This is a genomic window from Streptomyces sp. CA-288835 (genome assembly GCF_050936385.1).
Lineage (GTDB): Bacteria > Actinomycetota > Actinomycetes > Streptomycetales > Streptomycetaceae > Streptomyces.
Genome location: NZ_JBNJMW010000001.1, coordinates 4,675,606 through 4,700,574, shown reverse-complemented (window position 1 = coordinate 4,700,574; position 24,969 = coordinate 4,675,606). Strand labels below are relative to the sequence as shown.

The window sequence follows — 24,969 nt, the reverse complement described above, 5'->3', positions numbered from 1 at the left end:
TTGGTGGTTGGCGGAGGTAAGTCGGGCCGGATGGGGCTGGGGCCAACGATCGGCGAGGCCATTGACGAGCCCGAAGTCACCCTGGGTTTCTACATGTTGACGTAGACCCGTTCTCAGGCCTGAGCCATCAACAGCACGAACAGTACGGCGCCGGCGGTGAGGCATGTCGAGTTACGAGCCCGGACCCCACAGGTGATCAGCAGCAGACAGACGATGCCCATGGCCCCGTACCGCCATTGGATCAACTGCTCTATGCCGAGGCCCATGACGACCGACAGCAGTTGGAAGAAGACCATGGCCCCACCCCTTTGTCTCTGACACTTCCAGTGAAGCGATCAACTAGTCGGCCAATTGGACTGGTTGACTTAGATTGGTCTTCCCGGCTTGCCTGATCCCTTAACCGGCAGGCTTGTTGGACTGTTGAGTTGACTGGAAGTGGTTGGTTTTGTCGGCTCGGAGAGGTACGGTCGGTGTGTGGCTGAGGTTGGGGTCGGCGAGGGGGGCGGCAGAGAGTTCGAGCGCGTGCTGGACGCGCTGCGGACTCTCCTGACCGACGGCACGTACGAGGTCGGCGACCGACTGCCGCCGCAGCGAGAACTCGCCGATCAATTCAACGTTTCCCGGGACACCGTGCAGCGCGTCCTCAAGGCGTTGGCCGGAGAGGGGTGGATTGAGTCCCGCCAGGGCAGTGGGACCCGGGTGATCATGACCCAGCGGATACAGACCCCGACGGCGAAAGCCGCGCAGCCGGGCCGTGCCGTGACGCTGGGCAGCCTCATCAGGAAGGCGTTCGAGCAGTCCGAGATCACCCTCGACGTCTACACACTGACCTCAGAGTCCCTCGACGCCCATGTCAGGGTGCAGGTCGAACGAATCCGCGCGAGAGAGATCGCGCCGCAGCGCATCGCCCTGCGCATGCTGCTCCCGTCCGACACGATCGAACTTCCCTACCCACGAGCCAAGGACCCGGCCTACAACGACGCCATGAGGCAACGGCTGCTTGCCATCACCCGCCTGCATACGGCGTCGCTGGAAGGGGCTCTATGGGAGCTACGAACCGAGGGCCTGGTCCCCACCCTCGACGTCGAGATCCGTCATGCGCCGCTGACCCCCACGTTCAAGCTCTATCTCTTCAACGGTGACGAAGTGCTGCACGGTCCGTACGAGGTGATCGAGCGCCGCATCCGTCTGGACAGCGGCGAGGAGATCGAAGCGCTCGATGTCCTCGGCTTCGGCGCCACCCTCACGCACTACGTCAAGGACGAGGACCCGAATTCGCAGGGGTCGGTCTCCGTGGCAAGCATGCAGTCCTGGTTCGACTCCGTCTGGAATCTGCTGGCGGAGTGAGCGCGAAAAGGTCCTGAATCCCACTATCATGCCCATCCCATGGGGCTCGTACGCCTCTTTTGATACCAACACTTAATGGACTCAGGTCGTGAGGGATCTCCGCCGACGCTAGGGTGTGCTCATCCTTGAACGTCACCCAGGAGCGGCCAGTGCGCACAGTGCCTGATCCCAGCCGCATCCCCTGGGAGCGAATGCTCGCCGATCAGGCCTACGACGAGTTCGTGGACCTGGCCAAAGAGTACGGGGTGATGAGCGGCGGTCATCATAACCGTAACTATGTGCTGCCCCTTACCGAGGGCATGGCTCGCCATGTGCGGCGCGATGCCGGAACATCCGTGACGGTGCGGATCCGAAAGCCCGAAGCCGTGCCGGTCGTGATCAGGACCTGGCAGCAGGAGTCGGAGATTCTGAACGCCATCAAAGGCGTCCTGCGCCACGTGCCGGAGTGCCTGGCCGAGCGCGGAGGTTCTGCCATCCACAGCTATGTGGAGGGGGTTCCGCTTTCCAATGTGTGTCCGAACGGCAAGCCGGTGGACAGACTGCTGATCAAAGCGCTGGCCGAGCTGCTGGCACAGATGTCCCAGGTGCGCAGGGAGGCGTTGCCGCCGCTGCCCGCCGCCTGGCCGCAGAACGACAAGGACAGCCAGGGGTTTCTGCGTACGCTGGCGCGCCTCGCGGACCGACAGATCCGTCAGCCCAATTGGCCTGCTTTCGGCGGGCTGTTCGCGGCCTTGGGCATCCCCGAGGATGCCTTGACCCGGCTTGCCGACCGGGTGCCCGCCATGGCTCGCCGCCCGTACAGCCTGCTGCACGCGGATCTCCACCGGGACAACGTGATCGTGACGTACGGCGGCGTCCCGCCCCTGATCTGCGTGGACTGGGAACTCGCGTCCTACGGTGACCCTCTGCACGACCTCGCCACACACCTCGTCCGCATGCAGTATCCCGAGTTCCAGTGGGACGAGGTCATCGACGCGTGGGCCGAGGCCGTACAGGCGACGCGTCCTCTCGCCGTGAACGGGCTCGCCAAGGACCTGCGCCACTACATCGATTTCGAGCGGGCCCAGTCCGTCTATCCCGATGTGATGCGGGCGGCGAAGTCCCTGGAAAAATCGTTCGACCAGAAGAGCCTGGACGAGGCGACGGCATCCGTGCGCCGTGCTCTGGAAGCTGCCGCGAAACCTCTCCGACTCGCCAGTGTGGCGAGCGAGACGGAGATCGAGAGAGTTCTCTTCCGTTGGCAGGCGTCCCGGCGTGATCTGCTCGCGGGTGCCCGGTCGGTCAACGTCATCAGCTGGGATCCGGATCCGAAGGTTCCCGAGCATCCCGACTTTCCGAAGTCCGCGGTATTCGACGCGTTGCTCGCGGAGGGCGCGGCCCCCGCGAAACGGGTGTTCAAGGGCACGGCACACCTCAACTCGGTGGTCCGGGTTCCGGGCGTCGACTTTCCAGTCGTCGTACGCCGCAAGGTGGCATCGGTCAGCCGCCGGGAGCCCAGCTTTCTCAGCGAGCACGCCGTTCTCCAGGCCATCGAACGGTCCATGGTCGCCGTGACGGCGCCGCGGGTGCTGGCCCTGGGCACGAGTTATCAGGACGACCCGTTCGCCATCCACACCTATGTCGGTCCGCCCGACGGTGATCAGCCCCCCAGCCATCCGGTGAACGGACTGCTGCCTCATGAGGCAGACGGGCTGGTTGACCAGCTTTGTGCCCTGACTAACGTCGATTACGGGCCTCTGGACCCGATCGGGAAGATCGCGGATGCGTCGGAGTTCTACGGCTGGCTGAGCGAGCAACTGGTCGCGCTCGTACGGGATCTGCCCAAGGAATCGAAGCAGGTGGCACGAAACCTCGGTCTGCCCGATGCCTCCCGGCTCAGCCAGATCTTGGCCCGCCATCGCGTGACCCCGCGTCGGCCAGCGCTGCTGCATGGTGATCTGAACCCCTGGAACCTCGTTCGCCGCGACGATGCGTTCGCCCTCACGATCATCGACTGGGAAATGGCGATGGTCGGCGACCCGCTGTACGACTTGGTCCGGCACATGCATCTCACCCCGACCCAGCCCGATATCCGCGAGCGTATGTTCCGCCGCTGGGCGCGCAACCTTTCCATTAGGCACACGAAGGACTGGCAGCAGGACTGGCGTGTCTACCGGTGGATCGAGAGCGTCCGCTCCGCCTACGTGGATCTCGACCGCCTGGTCACCGGTGCCAGCCTCGACGCCCCGAACGTCCGCAGGGCGGTGGACTCGTACGCCGTGACTCTCGCGGTGGCCAAGGGGTCACTCGGCCTGCCCACCCGCGCTACCGCGAACCCCTATCTTGCCCGCGCGTTGCCGTACGGAGACCATGACGGCATCAGTCGGGCCGGCTTCACTGTGGGCGCATGACGCGTCGCCGGACGGCCCGAGGCGAGGGGGCCGCACATGTCCGGGGCGGGGAAGTGGTGGAGCCGACGGCGGGTGGGGCTTACGGCTGAGGCGGTACCAGGAGCGGTTGGAGTCCGTGGTGACGCGGGTCCTGCTGATCGGAATCTTTGTCAGCGGGCTGACCGCCCAGTTCGTCAAGCCGGTCGGAGACGCCCTGGAGGGCAAGGCGTTTCTCGGCGGTGCGCTGCTGAGCCTGGTGGGCTACGTGTTGTACGACGCGGTGAGGGAGCTCTCCTCGCCGGTCAGGACGCCGAGCCGCGCGCTGGTGAACTCGCGCCAGCTCGGCAACTTCGTCAGCGAGGCCTTCCGGGCCCGGAAGGTGGAGATCAGCTTCCTCGGTTACACCGGCGAGACGCTGTACAACGAGCTCTACCACCGGCTGGAGGATCTGCCCGCCGATCCCGGACCGACCAAGCGAGTCACGGTCAGGATCCTGGTGCCCGACTTCCGCGTACCGATGAGAGTGCCCTCCCGCGTCGGGCCCGATGGGGCGCCTGTGGACGACCCCGAATTCCGAAAGCGCATTGAGCGGAAATGCCAGGAGTACGACGGGATCTTGTCGGGCCTCGCGGAGCAGGTCACGGCCGGCGGCGCAGTCGCCGTCGAGTGCGAATACCGTCTCTATCTGGGCATTCCGCGGGACAAGATCTGCATCTTCAACCGAAAGCAAGTCCTGCACGGCCTCTACAACGTGGCTGCCCGTATGCGGCTGAACCACCTGGATCCGGAGTTCTACGATCCCAAGGGCTACAGCACGGACCTCAATGCTGGTCCCGAGAGGGCACGGCTGCCGCTGACGCGGCTATTTCCACGTGGAACAAGCACTTCGACGATCTGTGGAACCTTGCGGCCATTCCTGACTGGAGGCAGGGAACCGTCGCGTAAGGCGTCCCCGAGGCGGGCCGAACGCGGCGCTCGCATGCGGCCCTCTGGTGCGTACGCTCGTCCGCATGAGCGATACGGGATTGCGCGACACCGGACTGCGTGACACAGGTCTGCGCGAGCGCAAGAAGCAGCGGATGTATCAGGAGGTCTCCGAGCTGGCCATCGCGCTGTTTCTGGAGAAGGGGTTCGAGAAGGTGTCGGTTGCCGAGATTGCGGCTGCCGCTGAGATCTCCAAGCCGACGCTCTTTCGGTATTTCCCGACCAAGGAGGACCTGGTTCTGCACCGGTTCGCCGATCATGAGGAGGAGGCTGCGCGGGTCGTCCTCGAGCGGAGCGAGGGGCAGTCGCCGGTCGATGCGTTGCGGGTGCATTTCCTTGCTGGGCTGGAGCGATGCGATCCCGTCACGGGGCTCAACGACGCCGAGCCCGTGCTCGCCTATCACCGGCTGCTCTACGGAACTCCCTCGCTCGTGGCCCGGCTGTACGGGTTCCTGGAGCGGTCCGAGGAGGCGCTCGCCCGTGCTCTCGGCGGGGATCTGGAGGCGCGGCTCGCCGCCGGGCAGATGGTCGCAGTGCGGCGGATCCTCGCGATGGAGAACGTTCGGCGGATGGCTGCGGGAGAGCGCGCGGAGGAGGTCCGGGCGGATGCCGTCGCTGCGGCTGAGCTGGCCTTTCGGCAGTTGGGGGCGGGGTTGAAGCGGTTCGCTTGAGGCGCGGTCGGGCCGGTGTCGCGTACTCCTGAGACTCGGTGAGAAATTTAACCGAGTAACGTTATCCTTGCTGGAATGACGTCCCCTGAGCCCTCCCTCCAGCACGCCCTCACCCAAGAACGCGCCCATCACGAAACCTGCCGAGCCGCCCTCGCGGCGATGGTCGACGGCGCCCAGGAGCACGTCGTCACCGGCGAGGACGTCTCCGCCTCCGGAGCCGATGCCGAAGTGCTCGGCTATCAACTGCGCAGCAAGGCAAAGGAGTTGAAGGAACTTCCCGAAGGGCCCTTGTTCTTCGGGCGGTTGGATTTCGACGGCGGTGAACATGCCGGGCAGAGCTACCACGTCGGGCGGCTGAGGATCAGCGAGCACCCCGCCGCCCCGCCCCTCGTCGTCGACTGGCGCGCCCCCGTCTCCCGCGCCTTCTACCAGGCGAGCGCCCGCGACCCGCAGGGCGTCCGCGTGCGCCGGCGGTTCGGCTGGGCGCCGGGCAGCCGGGGCGAGTCCGCCGGCCTCACCGGTCTGGAGGACGAGCACCTCGGGGCGGGGCCCAGCGCGGGGGAGTCGCGGCAGCAGAGCCATACCCAGAGCCGTATCCTCGCGGGCGAGATCGAGCGCCCCCGCGTCGGCCCCATGCGCGACATCGCCGCGACCATCCAGCCTGAACAGGACGATCTCGTACGCGGCGACCTCGCGACCTCCGTCTGTGTGCAGGGCGCCCCGGGCACCGGCAAGACCGCGGTCGGGCTGCACCGCGCCGCGTACCTCCTCTATACGTACCCGCAGCGCATCCAGCGCTCCGGCCTGCTGATCCTCGGACCCAACCGCACCTTCCTCTCCTACATCTCCCAGGTGCTGCCCGCGCTCGGCGAGACGGGCGTACGGCAGTCGACCCTCGCGGACGAGATCGCCCGCCATCCCGTGACGGCCACGGACGCGGAGGCGGCGGCCGTCGTGAAGCACGACGTGCGGATGGCCGAGGTGCTGCGCCGGGCGCTGTATGCCCGCGTGGGGACGGACGGCCCGGGCGACCTCGCGGTGCCGGACGGTTCGTACCGCTGGCGGGTGCCGGGTGGGGAGTTGGCGCGGATCGTGGCGGGCGTACGGGACGAGGAGCCGCCGTACGCGGTGGGGCGGGAGCGCGTACGGACGCGGGTCGTGCGGCACATTCAGCGGCAGGCCGAGCGGCGGGCGGGGGCGGTGCCGAACGCCTGGGTGCGGAAGATCGAGCGGGCGCGGGCGGTCAGCGCGTACGTCGACTCCGTGTGGCCCGCGGTGCGGCCGGAGGAGGTCCTCGCGGAACTGCTCGCCGACCCGGACGCCCTGGCCGCGGCGGCGGACGGGGTGCTGGACGCCGGCGAGCAGAAGGCGATTCTGTGGGCCCGGCCGCCTCGGTCGTACAAGTCGGCGCGGTGGTCGGCGGCCGATCTGGTGTTGCTCGACGAGGTGGCGGGGCTCGTTCAACACCCGGAGGGTTACGGGCACTTGGTGATCGACGAGGCGCAGGATCTGTCGCCGATGGAGTGCCGGGCGATCGGGCGGCGGGCGGCCTTCGGCTCGGTGACGGTACTCGGTGATCTCGCGCAGGGGACCACGCCGTGGGCCGCGCGGGACTGGGCCGTACTGCTCGGGCAGTTGGGGAAGCCGGAGGCCGCGGTGGTGCCGTTGACGACCGGGTTTCGGGTGCCGGGGGCGGTGGTCGAGCTGACGAACCGGCTGCTGGCCCGGCTGGATGTGACGGTGCCCGCGGCTCGATCCCTGCGGAGCGACGGAGAGTTGAGGATTCGGCAGGCCGCCGGGGTCGCGGGCGGCGCCGATGTCGCGGACGTCGTCGGGGAGACCGTCGCGGCCGTGCGGGAAGCGCTCGCCCGCGAAGGGTCCATCGGGGTCATCGCGGCCGACTCCGATGTCGTACGGGTGCGGGAGGCGCTCGAGGCCGCGGGGATCGAGTCGGCGGGTCCGGACGAACTGGGCGCGCGGGTCGTGGTGTTGGGAGCCGGGGTCGCCAAGGGGCTCGAGTACGACCATGTCGTGGTTGTGGAGCCGGCGGCGATTGCGGAGGCGGGGGAGGAGGGCGACGTAGAGGGAGAGGCCGGGGCGAGTGCGCGCGGGCTGCGTCGGCTGTATGTCGTACTGACCCGGGCCGTTTCCCGGCTTGATGTGGTGCACAGCCGGGCACTGCCCTTCGACTGACCGCCTGACCGCCTGACCGCCTGACCGCCTGACCGCGTGACCGCCTGACCGCGTGACCGCGTGACCGCGTGACCGCGTGACCCACTGAGCTACTGCTCGACTGCTCGGCCGGGGCCACTCGGTCCCTGCCGGCGCTCGGGCCCCGCGACCCCGTCGGCGGTCCTGAGTTGCCGGTCCCCGTGCCCGGTGCCACCGTGAACGGGGGGCAACGCCGACGGCCTGGTCATGGACAACATCGCAGGTCAACGGCGGTACGCGTCGATACACGACTGAACCGCGCCCCGCGATCCGTGGCGCACGACAGCCCGTGCGCCGGCGCGCGTCCACGACACAGGGGGAGCGCACAGAAAGCGGGAAGACCACATGGCGAACGGACCCATGGACAGGCGCGCCTTCGGCGAGCGGCCCAACCGGCAGGGCGGGCCGAGTATGGGCGACGGCACGGAGTACACCGGCCGGTACGTGATCCTGCTCGACCAGAGCAACCAGGAGAGCGGACTGAACGCCCTGCGTTCCTCCGCCGACATCGCGTCCGTCGAGCGCGTCCGCGGAGCCGAGGTGGGGAACGTATCCGAACTGCTGGAACGCCCCGATGTCTCGGTGCACTTCGAGGAACTCGGCGCCGCCGTCGTCGAGGTGCGGCCCGACCAGCGGCACGCGCTGGTGACCACGGCCGAGGCCGAGCCGACGATCCTCGCGGCGGAGCCGGAGCGCATGGTGTACGCGATGCCGATCACCGCCCCTACGCAGGCGCCGACGGAGTTCTACCCGGCCTACCGCAGTGACGAGGAGGTCGTGGACCGCCACACCAGGGCCGAGATCGCCGCCGCCCAGGGCCCGGCCTCGGACGAACAGAGCTTCACCTGGGGGCTGCAGGCGATCCGCGCCAACCTGTCCCACCTGACCGGACGCGGGGTGAAGGTCGCCGTCCTCGACACCGGCGTGGACATCACCCACCCGGACCTGGTCGGCTGCATCGAGGACACCATGTCGTTCGTGGTCGGCGAGGCGGTCGAGGACGGCAACGGCCACGGCACCCACTGCATCGGCACCGTCGCCGGCCCGGCCAAGCCCCAGCAGGGACCCAGGTACGGCGTTGCCTGCGACGCCCGGATCCTCGCCGGAAAGGTCCTCAGCAACAGGGGCAGCGGCACGGACGGCCAGATCCTGGCGGGCATGGCCTGGGCCGTCGCCCGCGGCGCGCGGGTGATCTCCATGTCGCTCGGCGGCGGGGTCAGGCCGGGTGAGCTCTTCCCGCAGACGTACGAGATCCTCGCCAAGCGCGCGCTCGAGCGCGGGACGGTGATCGTCGCCGCGGCGGGCAACGACAGCGAGCGGCCCCCGGTCATCCACCCCGTCAGCCGGCCCGCCAACTGTCCCTCCATCCTCGCGGTGGCCGCCGTCGACAGGGCGCTCACCCCGTCGTTCTTTTCCAACGGCGGCATCAACGGCCAAGGCGGTGAGATCAACATCGCCGCGCCCGGCAGGGACGTACGCTCGGCCGCCCCCGGTGGCAGGTACCAGAACCTGAACGGCACGAGCATGGCTACACCGCACGTCGCCGGTGTCCTCGCCCTGCTCGCCGAGGCCAACCCCAACGGGTCCGCGACCGATCTCGTGGCCCGTCTGAAAGCGGGCGCGTTCCCGCTGGCACAGCCCGTCAGGGACGTCGGCTCCGGCCTGCTCCAGGCCCCGTGAACGAGCCGAACCGTTCCGCGCCGGTCGGGGTCATCATCGCGGTCGACCTCGACCGGTTCGCAGAGGTGGTCGAGGCCCTGCGGCAGGCCGGGCTGACGGTCACCGGAGAGCAGCCGATCCTGGGCACGCTCTCCGGCACGGTCGCCGAGGACCGAATCCCGGCCCTGGAAGCGGTCGACGGCGTCGACTCCGTCGACCGGGACCGCACGGTCCAACTGCCGCCGCCCGACTCGCCTCTTCAGTGAGCCATCACTCTGGCGCGTCGAGTATGGGGATCAACTGCTCCTCCTCATACGTGAGATGGGCTTCGAGCGCCTCTGTGAGGCGATCGACTTCCTTGCGTACGAGGTCCCTGCGGGCGAGTTCCGTACGTGCGAGTTCGTTGCGTACGGGTGTGGGGGCGCCCTCGCTTCCCGGGCCCGCGGCGTCGATGACCGCCTTCAACTCCTCCACCAGCGCGGCGATCTGCTCGTGCTCCTGGCTCAACCGCTCGATGACCGGGGCGAGTTCGGGGTGGCGGGCGGCGAGGGCCGGGAACATGGCGACATCCTCGCCGGTGTGGTGGTTGTGCAGGCCCTGGCAGAAGGTCAGGCAGTTGACGCGGAGCTGGGCGCCGAGGGCGGTGCTGCCCGGCCCTGCGTCGGCGAATTCCTTGCGGATCAGAGCGAGTTCGCGGCGGAACGCGTCGTGGATGACCTGGAGGTACTCACCCATCGAGGAGGCGGCCACGTTCGGCGGGCCGTCACTCGGGATCTCGTGCAGGGCGACCACGGGGATCACGCGGTCCGTCTTCGCCTGGTACTCCGCCCAGCCCGGCTCGGCCTCGACGGCCCGCGCGAAAAGCTGGTCGCGTTCCTCGCCCTGCAGTACGACGGCCCGCGCCTCGTACGTGAACACCCCTGTTTCCACGGTGACTTGGGGGTGGGCGACGAGGTTGCTGAACCAGTCCGGGTGCTTCGGCGCACCGCCTGCCGAGGCGATGACCAGGACCCTGTCGCCGTCGGGGAGGTAGCCCACGGGAGTGGTGTGCCGGGTGCCGGTACGGGCTCCCGTGGTGGTCAGCAGGAGCAGCCGGGCTCCTTCGAAATAGCCGCCCACCTGGCCGGCGTTGCTGCGGAACTCTTCGATGACTGGTTGGTTGAAGTCGTTGGGCATTCTTCTCTTTCTGCTCTGGGGTACGTGGATGCGGTATGCGGATGGGGTTCGTGGATTGCCGGGATTTTCCTGCGTGCGGGCAGGGCGAATTGCCACGGGGCGCATACGAACGCGTAAGGCGACCGTGGTGAGGGAGGTGATGAAGAGGAGAGGTGAAGAGGTGTGACGAAGAGAGTGGAGGGCGTACGGCGCGGCGGAACACGCGCTCAATACGCGGACTCAGAAAAAGGCGGGCCCCTGGCCCACCCCGGCCTCACGCGGAGGCCGGGAACCCAACTCGCTTGTGGCCCATGGCCGACCCGGCAGTCACGGGGGAGACGTTAATGGAATGCGGACGGATGGGCAATGCCGTATTTCTCATTGGCGCCGGGTGCGGTGGTGTCGATCCGGCCACCAGCGCGGCCGGGGTCGGCGCCCGGCGCCAGCGTCGCCGCGTCGGGGTAGTACAGCGGCGTACGGGGCGGGACGGGACGGAGCGGACCAGGCTGTGCCCCGAAGCCCAACCGGGACGCCATAGGAACTCCCTATAACGTGTGCTGCAAATTCGTCTTTGCCTCTCGTTCTTTTCGCTACGTACCGTGAAACAGCTCGACGAGGTGCTCACCGTGTTTTCTCCGATTCCTCCGAGGATTCGCGCTCTGTGCACGTCGGTCGATCCATTTTCCGTCGAGCTGACTATTACGCGATCGAGAGGATCGGTGGCATGGCCACGATCGAGAACGGACCGGGAATGTGGGAACTCAAGGGAAAGCGGACCCTTGTCACGGGTGGTACTCGCGGAATTGGAGCGGCCGTCGTACGGCAACTCCTGGACGCGGGTGCCGAGGTGCTCACCACCGCCAGGTCGGCGACGAGCGCGGTGCCGGAGGGGGCCACCTTCGTGGAGGCCGACGTACGGACTCGGGCCGGCGCCGAGGCGCTCGCCGCGGCCGCGCAGGAGGTGCTCGGCGGAGTGGACGTCCTGGTCCACAACGCGGGTGGGGCGCAGCCGTACAAGGGAGCTTTGGCCATCCCTGAAGAGGTGTGGCTGGACGCGCTGGACCTGAACTTCCTGGCGTCAGTGCGGCTGGACTCGCTGTTGGCGCCGGGAATGTGCGAACGGCGTTCGGGGGCGATCGTGCACGTCTCCTCGGCGGCGGTCCCGCCCACGCCGCCACCGTTCCTGCACTACACGGCGGCGAAGGCGGCGCTGGAGAACTACAGCCGGGGACTGGCCGCGGAGCTCGCCCCGTTCGGGATCCGGGTCAACACCGTGTCTCCCGGCAGGACCGCCACCCCCGGCGGCGAAGCGACACGGGAACAGTGGGCCCGCCTGGCCGGGGCTGCTGGCCAGGCCACCAACACCCCTCCGCTGGGGCGCGAAGGTCAGCCCGACGACATCGCCCAAGCGGTGCTGTTCCTCGTGTCCGACCGGACGAGCTGGCTGACGGCGAGCAATCTCGTCGTGGACGGCGGTGAATTCCCCAGGGGCTGACGTCGACGGAATTCAGTAACGCCGGCTTCATCAATTGGAATTCGACCTGGTCGAAAAGAATTCGACGGCGCGCCTGCTTCCTCCTCCCGGCCGTCAGGACACCGGCGAGTAGGAACCGAAATCGGATTCGGAATCGGATTCGGACCAGGTCTCCTGGCGTAGGAATTCGAGCAGGGCCGTCCCTGCCGGGCCCGAGCCCGACCGGACCACGGCGATCACGGGCTGGGACACGACCGGGAACACCGGGCGTACGAGGTGCTCGTAACCGTGGGGCACCGCGGAGGCCGGGACGAGCGTCGCCCCCAGCCCGTGCGCGGCCCAGCGCACGGCCGTCGCCGACTGGGACACGCGGGCGGCCGTGGTCGGGGTCAGACCGTTGTCCCGCAGCACGTGCAGCAGTACGCCGTCGAGCGCGCTGTCGCGGTCGAACCTCACCCACGGCTCCCCGTCCAGCTCGCGCAGCTCGACCCGGTCCGCGGCGAGCTGCCGGTGCCCGGCGCCCAGCACCACGACGAACTCCTCGTCGCCGAGGTGGTGGGCGTCGGCGGGCGTCCGCTCGCACGCCGCCATCAGCGCGAGGTCCAGCACGCCCCGGCGGCACAGCCGCTCCAGTTCGGCGGAGCTGGGCTCCTCGAAGACGGTGACCTCCAGCCGCGGGAAGCGACGACGCAGCGCGTTCAGCGCGCCCGGCAACTGCCGCGTACCGAAGCCCATTTGCACCGCGACCACAAGCTCGCCCACCAGGTCATCGGCACCGGCCCGCGCGGTCGCCCTCGCCCGCCGCGACGCGCTCACCGCGACCTCCGCCTCCCGCAGAAACGCGCGGCCGACCGCGGTGGGCACCAGCCCGCTCGGCGTACGAGCGAACAGCTCCACGCCGAGTTCCCGCTCCAGCCCGCGGATCTGCTGGGAAACCGACGGCTGAGCGACGCGCAGCACCTCCGCCGCCGCCGTCACCGACCCCTCCGCGGCAACGGCAAGGGCGTACTCGTACTGACGAAGGCTCATCGGTACCCGCTTCCTCCCCGCGGTGGACCGCGGTCTCCGGCTGTCATCGCTGTAACAGCAAGCAACTCGGCTGTGGGGGCGGAGATTCCCGCGCTTGCGCTCGTCACGGCGGCTGCACGCGGCGCGCCAATCGGCGGCCCCAGGCCTGGCCCGGCCCTTCGACGTAACGGTGGGTCAGCACGCACAGCGGCAACAGCGCGGCGAAGAACGCCACTTCGAACGCGAGACTGTCCTGCCGCCGCCGGCCGATCGTGCTGTCGATCACCGCCAGCAGCACGGGATGCACCAGATAGACCGAGTAGCTGATCGTTCCCAGTCCGGTCAGCATCCGCGGTATGCACCGGCGTTGCGACAACAGCCCGACGCCGAAGGTGAGTACGGCCAGCAGGAATGCGACGATCCAGCCGCGCCGTGTGAAGTGGTCACCGTCGCCGTACCGGTACGCACTCCCCACCGCGCAAGCGACCACGATGACGGCGGTGCCAGCCGCGTACCGCCAGGTGCTCTGACCGTTCTCGGCACGGTAGACGGCGGTGCCGAGGAACATCACGGCGAGGATCACCAGGCCCTCCCACAACGGGACCGTGCCGTTGAACGGGACCAGGACGAGTGCCAGTACGCCTCCCAACACGCCCCCGAATACCCGGAGTACGGGTGACCTGGCGCTCGCACAACAGATGGCGACCCCCATGGCGATCGAGGCGAACGCGATCAGCGGGCCGGTGCCGACCAGGCCGGACAGGGCAGAGGGCGGCAGCGCTAACCCGGCCGTCACGGTCACAGCGGCGAGCACGGCCAAGAGAACGGCGACCGCTGCGGACCGCTCGTGGAGGCGGACCGTGAACAGAGCGACGACCAGGAGGTAGAAGGCCATCTCGTACGAGAGCGTCCACAGGATGAGCAGGAGATTGGGTGTCCCCAGTAACTCCTGGAGCATCGTGGCGTGGGCGACAGCCACGGCGGCAGCGCTCTGCTCGCCGAAGTCACGTATCTCCGCGATGCCCAACAGATTGACGGTCAGGAGCACTGCGACGACAGCCGCCCACAGCGGGTACACACGGAAGATCCGTCCGATCCAGAACGTACGGACGCAGCCGCGGCGCTCCAGCGACGCGGGGATGATGTAGCCGCTCACCAGGAAGAACACCATGATCCCGTAGCGGCTGGTGTTGAAATGCGGCATCAACTCCTGCCGGAAGTCCGCCATGAAGGTGTACGACGAGTGGTCGAACACCACGACGAGTGCGGCGATGCCGCGCAAGGCGTCCAGCCAGCTCAGCCGCGACGGACGGGTCGTCGTGATGGATGCCGGTAATCGTGATTGTGGCGTGAGGGGTGGGGTTTCCATGCGCAGGCAGCGCCCTCTTGGGTGAGGTGTTCGGTGGGTGGTTGTGGCCTGGCCGCCCTGCCGGTCGGCGACGACCAGCAGGGGGTCCGCTCAGAGCGGTCGGGCCGCTCTCATCACCGAGTTCAGCGGCCGGCGCATTGTTCGGCAGTACCGTTCTGGCGGCCGAACAATGGCGTGGCTGGAGGGGTGTGGGGGGAGTGGCGGGTCGTCGTGAGGTGCCGGTGGATCCGGGGGCGGGTCCGGTGCAGCGGTTTGCGTTCGAGTTACGCAAGCTGCGGGCGGAAGCGGGCGGGATCACGTACCGGGCTCTGGCCCAGCGGGCGGGCTACTCGGTGACCACGCTGTCGCAGGCGGCGGCGGGCGAGCAGTTGCCGACGCTGCCGGTGGCCCTGGCCTATGTGGGGGCGTGCGGTGGGGACCTGGCGGAGTGGGAGGCCCGGTGGAAGGAGGCGGTGGAGGAGTCCGCGGGTGACGGCTCTCGGGACGACGACGGAACGGGCGACGGATCAGGCGAGGGATCCGGTGGCGGGTCGGTTGCGCCGTACCGGGGGCTGGCACGGTTCGAGACCGGTGACAGCGCCTTGTTCTTCGGCCGGGAGCAGCTCACCGCCGACCTGGTCGACCTGCTGCGCCGTCGGCGGTTCGCGGCGGTCTTCGGCCCCTCCGGCAGCGGCAAGTCCTCCCTGCTGCGGGCCGGCCTGATACCCGTACTCCGGCAGACTCAGGACCCGGACCTGCGTCCGGCCGCGATCCGGATCCTGACGCCGGGCGAACGCCCTGCGCGCACCCACACACCCGTCCTCACGCCCGCGACTTCTGGCGACGGCAGCGCCGGGGCGGACACGTTCGTGATCGTCGACCAGTTCGAGGAGGCCTTCACCCTCTGCCACGGTGCCGCCGAACGTGCCCGCTTCATCGACCTGCTGCTGGCCGCCCGGCAACCCGAGAGCCGCTTACGGGTGCTGCTGGCGGTACGCGGCGACTTCTACGGCCACTGCGCCGAGCACCGCGACCTTGCCGACGCACTGCGCGACGCCAACCTGCTGGCCGGAGCGATGAGCCCGGCGGAACTGCGCGAGGCTGTCGTCAAGCCGGCCACGGCCGCCGGGCTGACCGTGGAACGTGCCCTCACTGCCCGGCTGGTCAAGGAGGTTGGCGACGCGCCGGGCGGGCTGCCGCTGCTGTCTCACGCGTTGCTGGAGACCTGGCGTCGGCGCCGCGGCAAGACACTGACCATGGCGGGGTACGAGGCGGCAGGATGCCTGGACGGCGCGATCGCCAAGACCGCCGAGGAGGTCTACGGCCGGTTCACTGGGGACCAGGCGGCCGCCGCCCGCCGGGTGTTGCTGCACCTGATCGCCCCGGGTGAGGGCACCCCCGACACCCGCCGTCCCGTCGTACGCACGGAACTGCCCGGCACCGTCCTGGAAGACACGCCCCAGGTGCTGGAGGCACTCGCCCGAGCGCGGCTGCTCACCCTGGACGGCGACACGGTCGAGCTGGCCCACGAGGCCCTGATCACGGCTTGGCCCCGACTGCGCGGGTGGATCGAGAAGGACCGCGAACGCCTGCGCGTGCACCGTAACTTGACCGAGGCGGCCCACGCCTGGCGGGAACTGAACCGCGAGAAGGGCGCCTTGTACCGGGGAAGCCGGCTCGCCGCCGCCCAGGAACACTTCGGCGGCGCACCGCGCGAGGACCTGACCGACCTGGAGCACGCCTTCCTCGACGCCAGCCGCGGCCATGAGCAGAAGGGCCGTCGCCGTTACCGACTGGTGCTCACCGCGGTGACGGCCGCTCTGTGCCTCGCCCTTGTCGCCGCCGGCCTCGCCGTGGGGCAGTGGCAGAGCGCGGTCACCGCCCAGCACCTGGCCCAGTCCCGTCAACTGTCCGCTCAGTCCAGCGCATTGCTTGACTCCGAACCCGACCTCGCCGCACTGCTCGCCGTCCACGCCTACCGCACCAGCCCGACGCGCGAAGCCACTGCCGCCTTGTATGCCGCGGCGGCGCTACCGCTGAGTGAGCGCCTGGTCGGCGGCACCAAGCCCGTGGATGCCATCGCCCTCAGCCCGGACGGACGCACTGTCGCCGCCAACAGCCGAGACGGCAAGGTGCGGATCTGGGATCTGCCCGGAGGCCGGCTCCGACACACTTTCGTCGTCGGCTTCGACAGCGGCGAGATCGCGGCGTTCAGCCCCGATGGACGTACCCTCGCTGTCACTGCCGTCCGTGCCGACGACGTGGTGGTGGCCCTCCTGGATCCGGTCGCCGGCCGGGAACTCAGAACCTTCACCATCCGCGACGGTGCGGTACGCGGGATGGCTTTCAGCCCTGACGGTCGTACCGTGGCCGCCTCCTCCGTAAGTGCCGTACGGGTATGGGACGTCGCCACCGGCCGCAAGCGGCACAGCTTCACCAGACTCGTCGACCCGCGTGCGGTCGCCTTCGGCCCTGACGGACGTACCGTCGTCACGGTGAACAACGGACGGGTGCGGGTGTGGGACCTGGCCACCGGCCGCACCCGGAGCGCCAACGACGACCAGATTGAGGGCGAGGCGGTGGGCTTCAGCCCTGACGGCCGGACATACGCGGCTGTCCGCGCCGACGGTTCGGTGCAACTCCGGGAGACGGCGACTGGCATCGTCCGGCGCACCATCAGGGACAGTGCCAGCGAGTTGGACGGAGTGGCTTTCGCTCCGGACGGGCGGACCCTCGCCATCCCCGGTCGCGGGGACACGGTACGACTGTGGGACACAGCCTCCGGCACGGAGCGGGCCACCGTGACCGCCGGTCACCGCGGACGCGGGGCCATGAAAGTGGCCCTCAGCGCGGACGGCCGCACCCTGGTGACCGGCAGCAACCGGGGGCCCCGACATCCGCATCCACCGACCAACTATTGATCACCCGCAGACCACTCTGTCAGGTCAAGCTGACACCGCCGCCTCCGACTTGGCATTCAGTCCGGACGGACGCACGGTGGCCACGGTTCACCAGGGGCCGCCCGGCCGTGGATCGGCACAGCTTTGGGATGTCAGGACCGGCGACCGCGAAGCCACACTCGTGCTCGACGCCGACCCGGCACCTCTGGAAAAGCAGCTGAACCTCACGGTTTCCCGCCCCGGGGCTGTCGGGTTCAGCCCGACCGGGCGCGCTCTGGCTGCCAGGGCCATCAAGAAGAGGGTGATCGAGGTCCGGGATGTCGCCACGGGCCGCCTTCGCCAAAGCCGCGCACTGAGCGCCATCGACACGGCGGTCTTCAGCCCCGACGGGACGCGGCTCGCCATCGTCGACATCGAGGGAACGGTGCGGATCTGGCACCTTTCAACCGGCGCGCTGCACACCGTCCACACCGACCACGACCGACCCGTAAGGGCGGTGGCATTCGCCCCGGACGGCCGCACACTCGCCGTCGTACACAACGAGGACCGCGGCGGCGACCAGCTCACGCTGCTCGACGCCACCACCGGCCGTACACAGCACACCATCAAGACGAGTGCCTGGAGCTCACTGTCCCTCGCGTTCAGCCCAGACGGGCACACCCTGGCCACAGCAAGCGGCTACAGCGGCTTGGCGAAGACATGGGATGCGCGCACTGGTCAGCTCCGAGACAACCTCAGCGTCAGCACTCAGGTGGCATCGCTGACTTTCAGCCCCGACGGACGCACCCTTGCCACAAGCAGCGCAAGAGGAGTCCAGCTGTGGGACCTCGCCACCAGCCAGATCCGGACCACCCTGCGGACCCGCTCGCCCGGAGCAGTGGCGTTCAGCCCGGACGGACGCACTCTGGCCATCAGCACGGGCAACTCCGTCGAGCTGCGGAACGTCGACCTGCCCGACCCGGCCCGCGCGCTCCGCAACATCTGCGAGGCCATCGACACAACGCTCACCACCCTGGAACGGTCCCGCTATCTGCACGACCAGCCCACCGAAACCGGCTGCCAACCGCGGTGAGTCGCCCGGCTCAGCCCTCCGGCGGGACAGGAGGCGGGGTTACGGGGTGCGCGTCGCGGAGCCAGTAAGTGGGACGCCACCAGTACAGGACACCGTGGGGCCGCCCCCGAACCCGTACGGCACCGTCAGCGGTGGCGCCCTGCTCGACAACCTCACCGCCCTCGGCTGCGACCCCGCAAGAAGGCGCCCCAGTCCAACGGACAAGCCAGGTCAGGACTGCGGGGTCCGGAACGTGAGATACCGGCTGAAGGCCTCGTGGCTGTCGGGGGTGAAGCGCCACTCCAGCAGGGCCGAGCGAAGCTCCGGCTCGGTCAGCCAGGCGTGCCAGGCGACCTCGTCAGGATCGGGGGCCACGGCGTCCGGCATCACGGCTTCGTGCACGCCGAGCCAGTGCGGGCTCAGGCCGCTGTGGTTGAGGAACGTGAACAGCAAGCGCGGCAGCACACGAATGCCCAGTTCTTCGGCCAACTCCCGGGCGGCGGCCTGTTCATAGGACTCGCCGACATTCACCGCGCCACCGACCACGACCTCGTAGAGCCCGGGGAAGCGCGACAGCTGCTCCGACCGCCGGTGGACGAGGATCCGGCCACGATCACCACGACACACCGTCACGGCGACCCGATGCAGCCAACCCTCCCGGGTGGCCTGCCGACGGCTGACCACCCCCACCACACGATCTTGACCGTCGACCCGCTCCACCAGTTCATCCACGACGCACACCCTGGCAGAGCCCACCGACAGCGCCGCCGCCCCACACAGTGGCGTAGCGCACTATTGCAAGCGTCTGCTTGCAATAGTTAGCGGGGGTGGGGCAAGGTGGGGGCATGGCAACGCTCAACGTCGGCAATCTTGGTGAGTATCTGCGGGAGCAGCGGCGCAATGCGCAGTTGAGCCTGCGGCAGCTCGCCGAGGCCGCCGGGGTGTCCAATCCGTATCTGAGCCAGATCGAGCGCGGGCTGCGCAAGCCGAGCGCGGAGGTGTTGCAGCAGGTCGCCAAGGCCCTGCGGATCTCCGCCGAGACGCTGTATGTGCGGGCCGGGATCCTCGACGCCGAGCGGGACCGGGACGAGGTGGAGACGCGAGCCGTCATCATCGCCGACCCGACGCTCAGCGAGCGGCAGAAGCAAGTGCTGCTCCAGATCTACGAGTCGTTCCGCAAGGAGAACGGCTTCGAGATCAAGGATGTCGAAGAAATCCCGGGCGTTCAGGATGATCTGGACCCTCAGGGCGTAACGGAAGGCCGGGTCACCGCCGTTGACAGGGCCCGCACGGCCGACGGCAGCGAGGCCGAGCAGAACGACCCGTACGACGAGGACAGCCTGCACAAGAACACGAAGAACAACGATCACAAGAGCGAAACGAACGACAAGAACGGCAAGAACGATCGCGGTGCACCGCACGGTCGGCAGTCCGCGAGCTGACCAGGGGCGATGCAGCCCCACCACGCGGCAGTGGTCGTACGCCGTCGCACAAAACGCCACATGAAACCCTCACTCACAGCTTTCCGGAGGACCATCGCCATGGCCATCACCGACGACCTGCGCAAGACCTTCAGCGACCCGACCCCGCTCTACTTCGCCGCCGGCACCGCCGACCTGGCCATCCAGCAGGCCAAGAAGGTGCCCAGCATCGTGGAGCAGATCCGCACCGAGGCCCCGTCCAAGATCGAGGCCGTCCGGCACATCGACCCGAACTCCGTCCAGGAGAAGGCCACCACTCGCGCCAAGGAGGCGCAGGAGACCCTTCAGGGCAAGGTCACGGAGTTCATCAGCACGCTCGACACCGACCTGAAGAAGATCGGTGAGACCGCTCAGGACTTCGCCCTCCGCAGCGTCGGCGTGGCCGCCGAGTACGCCGTGAAGGCCCGCGAGACCTACGAGAAGGTCGCCGAGCACGGCGAGCAGACCGTGAAGACCTGGCGCGGCGAGACCGCCGAGGGCATCGAGGAGCTCGCGGTCGCCGTCGAGCCGAACCCCGAGCCGGCCGCGCCCGCCGCTGCCGAGGTCAAGGACGAGAAGCCGGCCGCGGCCAAGTCCGAGCCCGCCGAGGCGAAGAAGACGGCCCCGGCCAAGAAGGCCCCGGCCGCCCGCAAGACCACGGCCAAGAAGACCACGCCCCCCACCAAGTAAGCGCGGCGTGTAGGGACGTAAACACAGATTCACCAACGCAAGAACCGTCGGGGACTCCGGGCACTATCGGAGTCCCCGACGCGTTCTGCGGGTACGGTGACGGCGTAGAGACGACTCGACACGGGTGGTGGGCACAGTGCTGATGACGGCATTCGGCGGCTTCATGTCGCTGCTCTTCCTCGCCATGCTGGTGCTCGCCGTGGCGGCGCTGGTGCTGGCAGTGATGGCCCGCGAGGACGCGTACCGCGCCGCGGACAAGAAGACCAAGCCGTTCTGGCTGATCATTCTCGGCGTCACGGTCGCCGTGAACCTCCTGGTGCCGATCCTGTTCCTGCAGATCGCCGGCCTCATCGCGACGATCGTCTTCTTCGTGGACGTACGCCCCGCGATCAAGCAGGTTTCGGGTGGCGGAGGAGGCGGCCGTCGCGGGGGCAGCAGCAGCGACGGTCCGTACGGGCCTTATAACGGCGGACGCTGAGGCAGGCGTACGCGGCTCACAGCGAGCCGGCGCTGACCCTCGCAGGCGTACGCGGTTATAGCCGGCGTTCCAGCAGCAGCACCGCCACGTCGTCCGTCAGTTCCCCGCCGTTGAGGTCGCGGACCTCGTTCACGGCCGCTGTCAGGAGTTCCTCGCCGCTCAGGCCCTTGGCCAGCTGGCGGCGGACCATGTCGACCATTCCCTCCTGGCCGAGTCGTTCCTTGCCGGCGCCGATATGGCCCTCTATCAGGCCGTCCGTGTAGAGCATCAGGCTCCACGCGCCGCCCAATTCCACCTGCCGGCGCGGCCAGCGGGCGTTCGGCAGCAGGCCGAGGGCCGGGCCCCCGCTCTCGTACGGGAGCAGTTCGGCGACGCGGCCCGCGCGGGAGATCAGCGGGGTGGGGTGTCCGGCCAGGCACAGGCCGGCGCGGCGGCCGTCCGGTGCGATGTCCACCGTGCAGAGCGTCGCGAAGATCTCGTCGTTGTCCCGCTCGTGCTCCAGGACCTGCTGGAGCGTGCCGAGCAGTTCGTCGCCGCACAGACCGGCCAGCGTGAGTGCGCGCCAGGCGATGCGCAGCTCCACGCCGAGCGCCGCCTCGTCGGGGCCGTGCCCGCAGACGTCGCCGATCATGGCGTGCACGGTGCCGTCCGGGGTGCGCACGGTGTCGTAGAAGTCGCCCCCGAGCAGTGCGCGCGAGCGGCCGGGCCGGTAGCGCGCGGCGAACCGCAGTGAGGAGCCCTCCAGGAGGGGCGTGGGCAGCAGCCCGCGATGCAGGCGGCGGTTCTCCTGGGCGCGTACCCGGCCCTCGGCCAGCTTGCGCTCGGCGGTGTCCGACCGCTTGCGCTCCACCGCGTACCGGATCGCGCGGCTCAGCAGCCGGCCGTCCAGCTCATCGCGGAAGAGGTAGTCCTGGGCGCCGACGCGCACCGCCTCAGCACCGCGTTCGGCGTCCCCGGACGCGGTGAGCGCGAGGACGGCGTGCCGGGGCGCGAGCCGCAGTACGTGCTTGAGCGTGGCCAGCTCGTCATCGCCCTCTACGGCCCGGCCGGGCGCCGGCAGCGCGAGGTCGAGCAGGATGCAGTGGACGTCGTCGGTGAGCAGCCGCTCGGCCTCGGTGAGGTTGCGGGCGGTACGGACCCGGATCGGCTTGCCGGCCGAGTCGAGCAGCTCGGGCACGCTCAGCGAACCGGCCGGGTCGTCCTCGATCACGAGCAGCGACAGCGAGGTGCTGCCGGCCGGTTCACCGGCGTTGCGCATGGCCGAGGTCGGCGCCTGGGCGGCCGAGGCGCCCGGTGTGGACGCGGTGCCGGCCGTGGCGCCGATTCTGGAGGCGGCGCGAGCCTGACCACCTTCCACGGCCGGGATCGCTCTCTGCCGCGGTACGGGTACGGGCATCGTCTTCGTTCCTTCCCTCCCCCCGAGGGCACGGTGGGACAAGGTCTAGCCCACCGACCGGGACCATAGCGTCAGCGGTGGCCACAAAGGAATGGCGTAAAGCGATCGGTACGCAAAACGGCCCCCGTCATATGCCGCATCCCCTAACGGATTTGGACATCGGTCGGCTCTCCAGGTGATGACGAACGTCACGTTGCCAGGGTTGATCGGGGCCCCGGAACGTGCTGCACGTCACGTGGGATGCGTCACGTATCGGCAGTTATGGGAGGGAGTTGCGGCAGCGACCGCCGTCCGCGCCCCCACCTCATGCGTGTCCGTTACGCAGCCGGACGCACGACCCCCAGGATCGGCATGGAACCCGCACCCGCGACCGTCACCGTCCGCCCTGGCCGTGGGGCGTGGATGATCGCGCCGTCGCCTATGTACATCGCCACATGGCTGGCGTCGGGGTTGTAGATGATGAGGTCGCCCGGGCGCATGTCCTTGATGTCGACGCGGTCGAGCTGCTTCCACTGCTCCTGCGACGTACGCGGGATGGCCTGGCCGGCCGCCGCCCACGCCTGCAAGGTCAGGCCGGAGCAGTCGAACGTCTTCGGGCCCTCGGCGCCCCATTCGTACTGTTTGCCCAGCTGCTCCGTCGCGTACTCCACGGCCTTCTTGCCCGCGGCCGTCGCCTCGCCCTTGACGTCATCGAGTACACCGGAATCCAGCCAGGCCGTCTGCGCCTTGGCCGCGGCCTCCCGCTCCAGCTCGGCCAGCCGCTCCTTCTCGTCCTTCTCCAGCTCCGACTCGAGCTTCTCGGCGGCGGCGATCTGCTTCTTGACCTTCTTCTTGGCCTCGGCCTTGGCCTTGCGGTTGGACTCCAGCTTCTGCCACTGGGCGGAGGCGTCCTTCGCGTACTGCTTCAAGTCCTTCTGTGTACGGGCCAGTTCGGCGAGCAGGCTCTTGGTCGCTCGCTCGCCCTGGCGCACTCGGCCCGCGCCGTCCAGATACTGCTGCGGGTTGTCGCTGAGCATCAGTTCCGCCTCGGGCGGCAGTCCGCCGCTGCGGTACTGGGCGCGGGCCGCCGCGCCCGCCCGGTCCTTCAACTTGTCCAGCTTCGCCTGGCCCTGGACGATCGCGCGGGCCAGCTCGACGATCTGGGCGGACTGCTTGTCGGCCTGCTCCTCCGCCGCGTTGTACGCGTCCGTGGCGACCGCCGCGTCGTGGTAGAGCTTGTCCAGCCTCTTGCGGATCGCCTCAAGGTCCTTGGTGCTCGCGGGCGTTGAGGCCGGAGGTCGTGGTGCCGGGCTCGGTGTCGGATCCGCGTACGCCACCCCGGGCGCGGCCATGATGGCTGCCGCGCAGGCCAGGGCCATGGTCACCGTGGTCAGGCTCCGCTTGCCCGCTCCCATACTCCGCTCCCCAAGCTGATTTACCGTCAGTAACTTACGGATGCCTCGGGGGATGGTGCCATGGCGCCCCGCAATCCGACAGAGGCAGACGCGAACTCCCCCAACTCCCCACAGGCCGCCTCCCTCAACTCCCCTCAGGCCGCCGCCCACTCGGCAACTCCCCTCGGGTCCTGCCCACTCGTGCCGACTCGATGATGATCTCCCCGCTCATGTGACGAACGACTCACGGAGATCGTTCCCGCTGCTGACGGAGATCCTTTCCGCCGCGTCCCCGCGTCCCCGCGTCCCCGCGTCCCCGTAAGCCGGTTCACGGGCGCGGCTGCCGCATCACCGCGTCACCGCACGCCGGTTCACTCACGGGCGCGGGCTGCCGCATCACCACATGCCGGTTTACGGGCGAGGCCGCCGCATCGTCGCACCATCGCACGCCGGTTCGCGGCCGCGGGCTCACCAGAAGGCGCGGGCGACGGCAGCCGTGACTACCCCCGAGGCGCCAACGCCCCCCACCGCACGGTCACTTCGCCCTGCCGCCAGCGCGTCACGCCGTCCGTGACCGGCCAGTCGGCCGACAGATCGCGTACGGCCCGTATCCAGCGCTGCCGGACGCCGTACGAGGCGTAAGGCGCGGCCGCCGCCCAGGCGCGGTCGAAGTCGCGCAGGAAGGCGTGCACCGGTTCGCCGGGGACGTTGCGGTGGATGAGCGCCTTGGGGAGGCGTTCGGCCAGGTCGGAGGGGCGGTCCAGGGAGCCGAGGCGGGTGGCGAACGTGACGGTGCGCGGGCCCTCGGCGCCGAGCGCGACCCAGACGTGCCGTCGGCCGATCTCGTCGCAGGTGCCCTCGACGAGGAGTCCCCCGCGCGAGTTGGCGCACGCCGGCGCGAGGCGGGCGCACAGCCGCGCCCAGACACCGGCGACCTCCGCCTCCTCGTACTGGCGCAGCACGTTGGCCGCGCGGATCAGCGAGGGCCGCTCAGGGAGCGGGATCTCGAAGCCGCCGTGCCGGAAGGCGAGCCCCTCGCGCTCGTACGGCTGCGCCGCCGCGACCCGCGCCGGATCGATCTCGACCCCGACCACGCACGTGCGTGGAGCGACGGTGCGCAGCCGCTGGAGGAGCTCCGCCGGGGTCCAGTGCGCGGCTCCGTAACCGAGGTCGACCGCCACCGCCTCGCCGGCCCGGCGCAGTTCGGCGCCGTGGACGGCGGCGATCCAGCGGTCCATGCGTCGCAGCCGGTTGGGGTTGGTGGTCCCGCGCGTCACCGATCCCACGGGGGCGGGGGCGCGGGATGTCATGCGTACGAGAGTAGGGGGCGGCACTGACAGCGAGCCCTGGGTGTGTCCGCCACCACCTCTACGCACGGCAGCCTCGAACGGTTGA

22 protein-coding genes are annotated in these 24,969 nt (G+C 69.2%); 13 read left to right on the top strand and 9 right to left on the bottom strand.

What is annotated here, in order from left to right:
• Positions 1–113 precede the first annotated feature (113 nt).
• Entirely contained in the window at positions 114–296 is a 183-nt protein-coding gene (locus ACQEVY_RS21050; RefSeq protein WP_328769910.1) for a hypothetical protein, read from the bottom strand.
• A gap of 178 nt (positions 297–474) precedes the next feature.
• On the opposite strand from ACQEVY_RS21050, the gene ACQEVY_RS21045 reads away from it, so the two are divergent.
• From ACQEVY_RS21045 to ACQEVY_RS21015, 7 genes are all read left to right on the top strand, one after another.
• Complete coding sequence (locus ACQEVY_RS21045; RefSeq protein WP_432950742.1) at positions 475–1,347, top strand: GntR family transcriptional regulator; 873 nt, start codon at positions 475–477, stop codon at positions 1,345–1,347.
• Between the two features lie 191 nt (positions 1,348–1,538).
• Positions 1,539–3,737, top strand: coding sequence for a phosphotransferase (locus ACQEVY_RS21040; RefSeq protein ID WP_432955323.1), 2,199 nt, complete (start codon positions 1,539–1,541; stop codon positions 3,735–3,737).
• A 115-nt stretch (positions 3,738–3,852) separates the two neighbouring features.
• Positions 3,853–4,764, top strand: coding sequence for a hypothetical protein (locus ACQEVY_RS21035; protein ID WP_432950740.1), 912 nt, complete (start codon positions 3,853–3,855; stop codon positions 4,762–4,764).
• Positions 4,757–5,371: a TetR/AcrR family transcriptional regulator gene (locus tag ACQEVY_RS21030; protein ID WP_432955321.1), complete on the top strand. Its 615-nt coding sequence runs from the start codon at positions 4,757–4,759 to the stop codon at positions 5,369–5,371. Before ACQEVY_RS21035 ends, ACQEVY_RS21030 begins: the two co-directional genes overlap by 8 nt.
• A gap of 75 nt (positions 5,372–5,446) precedes the next feature.
• A complete protein-coding gene (locus ACQEVY_RS21025) occupies positions 5,447–7,564 on the top strand; it encodes a HelD family protein (protein ID WP_432950738.1) in 2,118 nt (705 codons plus the stop codon).
• Positions 7,565–7,927: 363 nt separating this feature from the next.
• A complete protein-coding gene (locus ACQEVY_RS21020) occupies positions 7,928–9,262 on the top strand; it encodes a S8 family peptidase (protein ID WP_432950736.1) in 1,335 nt (444 codons plus the stop codon).
• Positions 9,259–9,507 carry a hypothetical protein gene (locus tag ACQEVY_RS21015; protein WP_432950734.1) on the top strand — a complete coding sequence of 83 codons (249 nt, stop codon included), beginning with the start codon at positions 9,259–9,261 and terminating at the stop codon, positions 9,505–9,507. Before ACQEVY_RS21020 ends, ACQEVY_RS21015 begins: the two co-directional genes overlap by 4 nt.
• A gap of 4 nt (positions 9,508–9,511) precedes the next feature.
• Here the strand turns inward: ACQEVY_RS21015 and ACQEVY_RS21010 are convergent, their stop codons facing one another.
• Entirely contained in the window at positions 9,512–10,417 is a 906-nt protein-coding gene (locus tag ACQEVY_RS21010) for a nitroreductase/quinone reductase family protein (RefSeq protein ID WP_432950732.1), read from the bottom strand.
• A gap of 320 nt (positions 10,418–10,737) precedes the next feature.
• Positions 10,738–10,932: a hypothetical protein gene (locus tag ACQEVY_RS21005; RefSeq protein WP_432950730.1), complete on the bottom strand. Its 195-nt coding sequence runs from the start codon at positions 10,930–10,932 to the stop codon at positions 10,738–10,740.
• A 188-nt stretch (positions 10,933–11,120) separates the two neighbouring features.
• Here ACQEVY_RS21005 and ACQEVY_RS21000 point away from each other — a divergent pair, with 188 nt between their 5' ends.
• Positions 11,121–11,891 (top strand): oxidoreductase, encoded by a 771-nt coding sequence (locus ACQEVY_RS21000; RefSeq protein ID WP_432950728.1) that lies wholly within the window; start codon positions 11,121–11,123, stop codon positions 11,889–11,891.
• A 93-nt stretch (positions 11,892–11,984) separates the two neighbouring features.
• On the opposite strand, the gene ACQEVY_RS20995 is transcribed toward ACQEVY_RS21000, so the two are convergent.
• Together ACQEVY_RS20995 and ACQEVY_RS20990 are read right to left on the bottom strand one after the other, a co-directional pair.
• Complete coding sequence (locus tag ACQEVY_RS20995; protein ID WP_432950726.1) at positions 11,985–12,899, bottom strand: LysR family transcriptional regulator; 915 nt, start codon at positions 12,897–12,899, stop codon at positions 11,985–11,987.
• Between the two features lie 103 nt (positions 12,900–13,002).
• A complete protein-coding gene (locus ACQEVY_RS20990; RefSeq protein WP_432950724.1) occupies positions 13,003–14,247 on the bottom strand; it encodes an acyltransferase family protein in 1,245 nt (414 codons plus the stop codon).
• A 197-nt stretch (positions 14,248–14,444) separates the two neighbouring features.
• Between ACQEVY_RS20990 and ACQEVY_RS20985 the strand changes: the two genes are divergently transcribed.
• On the top strand, positions 14,445–17,147 hold the full coding sequence (locus ACQEVY_RS20985) for a helix-turn-helix domain-containing protein (protein ID WP_432950722.1): 2,703 nt from the start codon (positions 14,445–14,447) through the stop codon (positions 17,145–17,147).
• A 76-nt stretch (positions 17,148–17,223) separates the two neighbouring features.
• Entirely contained in the window at positions 17,224–18,198 is a 975-nt protein-coding gene (locus ACQEVY_RS20980; RefSeq protein ID WP_432950720.1) for a WD40 repeat domain-containing protein, read from the top strand.
• A 210-nt stretch (positions 18,199–18,408) separates the two neighbouring features.
• Here the strand turns inward: ACQEVY_RS20980 and ACQEVY_RS20975 are convergent, their stop codons facing one another.
• Positions 18,409–18,909: an NUDIX domain-containing protein gene (locus ACQEVY_RS20975; RefSeq protein WP_432950718.1), complete on the bottom strand. Its 501-nt coding sequence runs from the start codon at positions 18,907–18,909 to the stop codon at positions 18,409–18,411.
• 113 nt (positions 18,910–19,022) lie between these two features.
• On the opposite strand from ACQEVY_RS20975, the gene ACQEVY_RS20970 reads away from it, so the two are divergent.
• The 3 genes from ACQEVY_RS20970 to ACQEVY_RS20960 all read left to right on the top strand — a co-directional run bounded on the left by ACQEVY_RS20970 (position 19,023) and on the right by ACQEVY_RS20960 (position 20,805).
• Entirely contained in the window at positions 19,023–19,619 is a 597-nt protein-coding gene (locus ACQEVY_RS20970) for a helix-turn-helix domain-containing protein (protein ID WP_432950716.1), read from the top strand.
• 99 nt (positions 19,620–19,718) lie between these two features.
• Complete coding sequence (locus ACQEVY_RS20965) at positions 19,719–20,327, top strand: hypothetical protein (RefSeq protein ID WP_432950714.1); 609 nt, start codon at positions 19,719–19,721, stop codon at positions 20,325–20,327.
• Between the two features lie 142 nt (positions 20,328–20,469).
• Positions 20,470–20,805, top strand: a complete 336-nt coding sequence (locus ACQEVY_RS20960) for a DUF2516 family protein (RefSeq protein WP_432950712.1) — start codon at positions 20,470–20,472, stop codon at positions 20,803–20,805.
• Between the two features lie 55 nt (positions 20,806–20,860).
• Here ACQEVY_RS20960 and ACQEVY_RS20955 read toward each other — a convergent pair whose 3' ends face one another.
• The 3 genes from ACQEVY_RS20955 to ACQEVY_RS20945 all read right to left on the bottom strand — a co-directional run bounded on the left by ACQEVY_RS20955 (position 20,861) and on the right by ACQEVY_RS20945 (position 24,884).
• On the bottom strand, positions 20,861–22,201 hold the full coding sequence (locus tag ACQEVY_RS20955; protein ID WP_432950710.1) for a PP2C family protein-serine/threonine phosphatase: 1,341 nt from the start codon (positions 22,199–22,201) through the stop codon (positions 20,861–20,863).
• A 317-nt stretch (positions 22,202–22,518) separates the two neighbouring features.
• Positions 22,519–23,595 (bottom strand): NlpC/P60 family protein, encoded by a 1,077-nt coding sequence (locus tag ACQEVY_RS20950; protein WP_432950708.1) that lies wholly within the window; start codon positions 23,593–23,595, stop codon positions 22,519–22,521.
• A gap of 479 nt (positions 23,596–24,074) precedes the next feature.
• A complete protein-coding gene (locus ACQEVY_RS20945) occupies positions 24,075–24,884 on the bottom strand; it encodes a class I SAM-dependent methyltransferase (protein WP_432950706.1) in 810 nt (269 codons plus the stop codon).
• Between the last annotated feature and the right edge of the window lie 85 nt (positions 24,885–24,969).

Coding starts and splice junctions, on each gene's coding strand:
- ACQEVY_RS21050 (WP_328769910.1), bottom strand. CDS start 296: ATGGTCTTCTTCCAACTGCTGTCGGTCGTCATGGGCCTCGGCATAGAG.
- ACQEVY_RS21040 (WP_432955323.1), top strand. CDS start 1,539: ATGCTCGCCGATCAGGCCTACGACGAGTTCGTGGACCTGGCCAAAGAG.
- ACQEVY_RS21025 (WP_432950738.1), top strand. CDS start 5,447: ATGACGTCCCCTGAGCCCTCCCTCCAGCACGCCCTCACCCAAGAACGC.
- ACQEVY_RS21020 (WP_432950736.1), top strand. CDS start 7,928: ATGGCGAACGGACCCATGGACAGGCGCGCCTTCGGCGAGCGGCCCAAC.
- ACQEVY_RS21010 (WP_432950732.1), bottom strand. CDS start 10,417: ATGCCCAACGACTTCAACCAACCAGTCATCGAAGAGTTCCGCAGCAAC.
- ACQEVY_RS21005 (WP_432950730.1), bottom strand. CDS start 10,932: ATGGCGTCCCGGTTGGGCTTCGGGGCACAGCCTGGTCCGCTCCGTCCC.
- ACQEVY_RS21000 (WP_432950728.1), top strand. CDS start 11,121: ATGGCCACGATCGAGAACGGACCGGGAATGTGGGAACTCAAGGGAAAG.
- ACQEVY_RS20995 (WP_432950726.1), bottom strand. CDS start 12,899: ATGAGCCTTCGTCAGTACGAGTACGCCCTTGCCGTTGCCGCGGAGGGG.
- ACQEVY_RS20990 (WP_432950724.1), bottom strand. CDS start 14,247: ATGGAAACCCCACCCCTCACGCCACAATCACGATTACCGGCATCCATC.
- ACQEVY_RS20970 (WP_432950716.1), top strand. CDS start 19,023: ATGGCAACGCTCAACGTCGGCAATCTTGGTGAGTATCTGCGGGAGCAG.
- ACQEVY_RS20965 (WP_432950714.1), top strand. CDS start 19,719: ATGGCCATCACCGACGACCTGCGCAAGACCTTCAGCGACCCGACCCCG.
- ACQEVY_RS20960 (WP_432950712.1), top strand. CDS start 20,470: ATGACGGCATTCGGCGGCTTCATGTCGCTGCTCTTCCTCGCCATGCTG.
- ACQEVY_RS20955 (WP_432950710.1), bottom strand. CDS start 22,201: ATGCCCGTACCCGTACCGCGGCAGAGAGCGATCCCGGCCGTGGAAGGT.
- ACQEVY_RS20950 (WP_432950708.1), bottom strand. CDS start 23,595: ATGGGAGCGGGCAAGCGGAGCCTGACCACGGTGACCATGGCCCTGGCC.
- ACQEVY_RS20945 (WP_432950706.1), bottom strand. CDS start 24,884: ATGACATCCCGCGCCCCCGCCCCCGTGGGATCGGTGACGCGCGGGACC.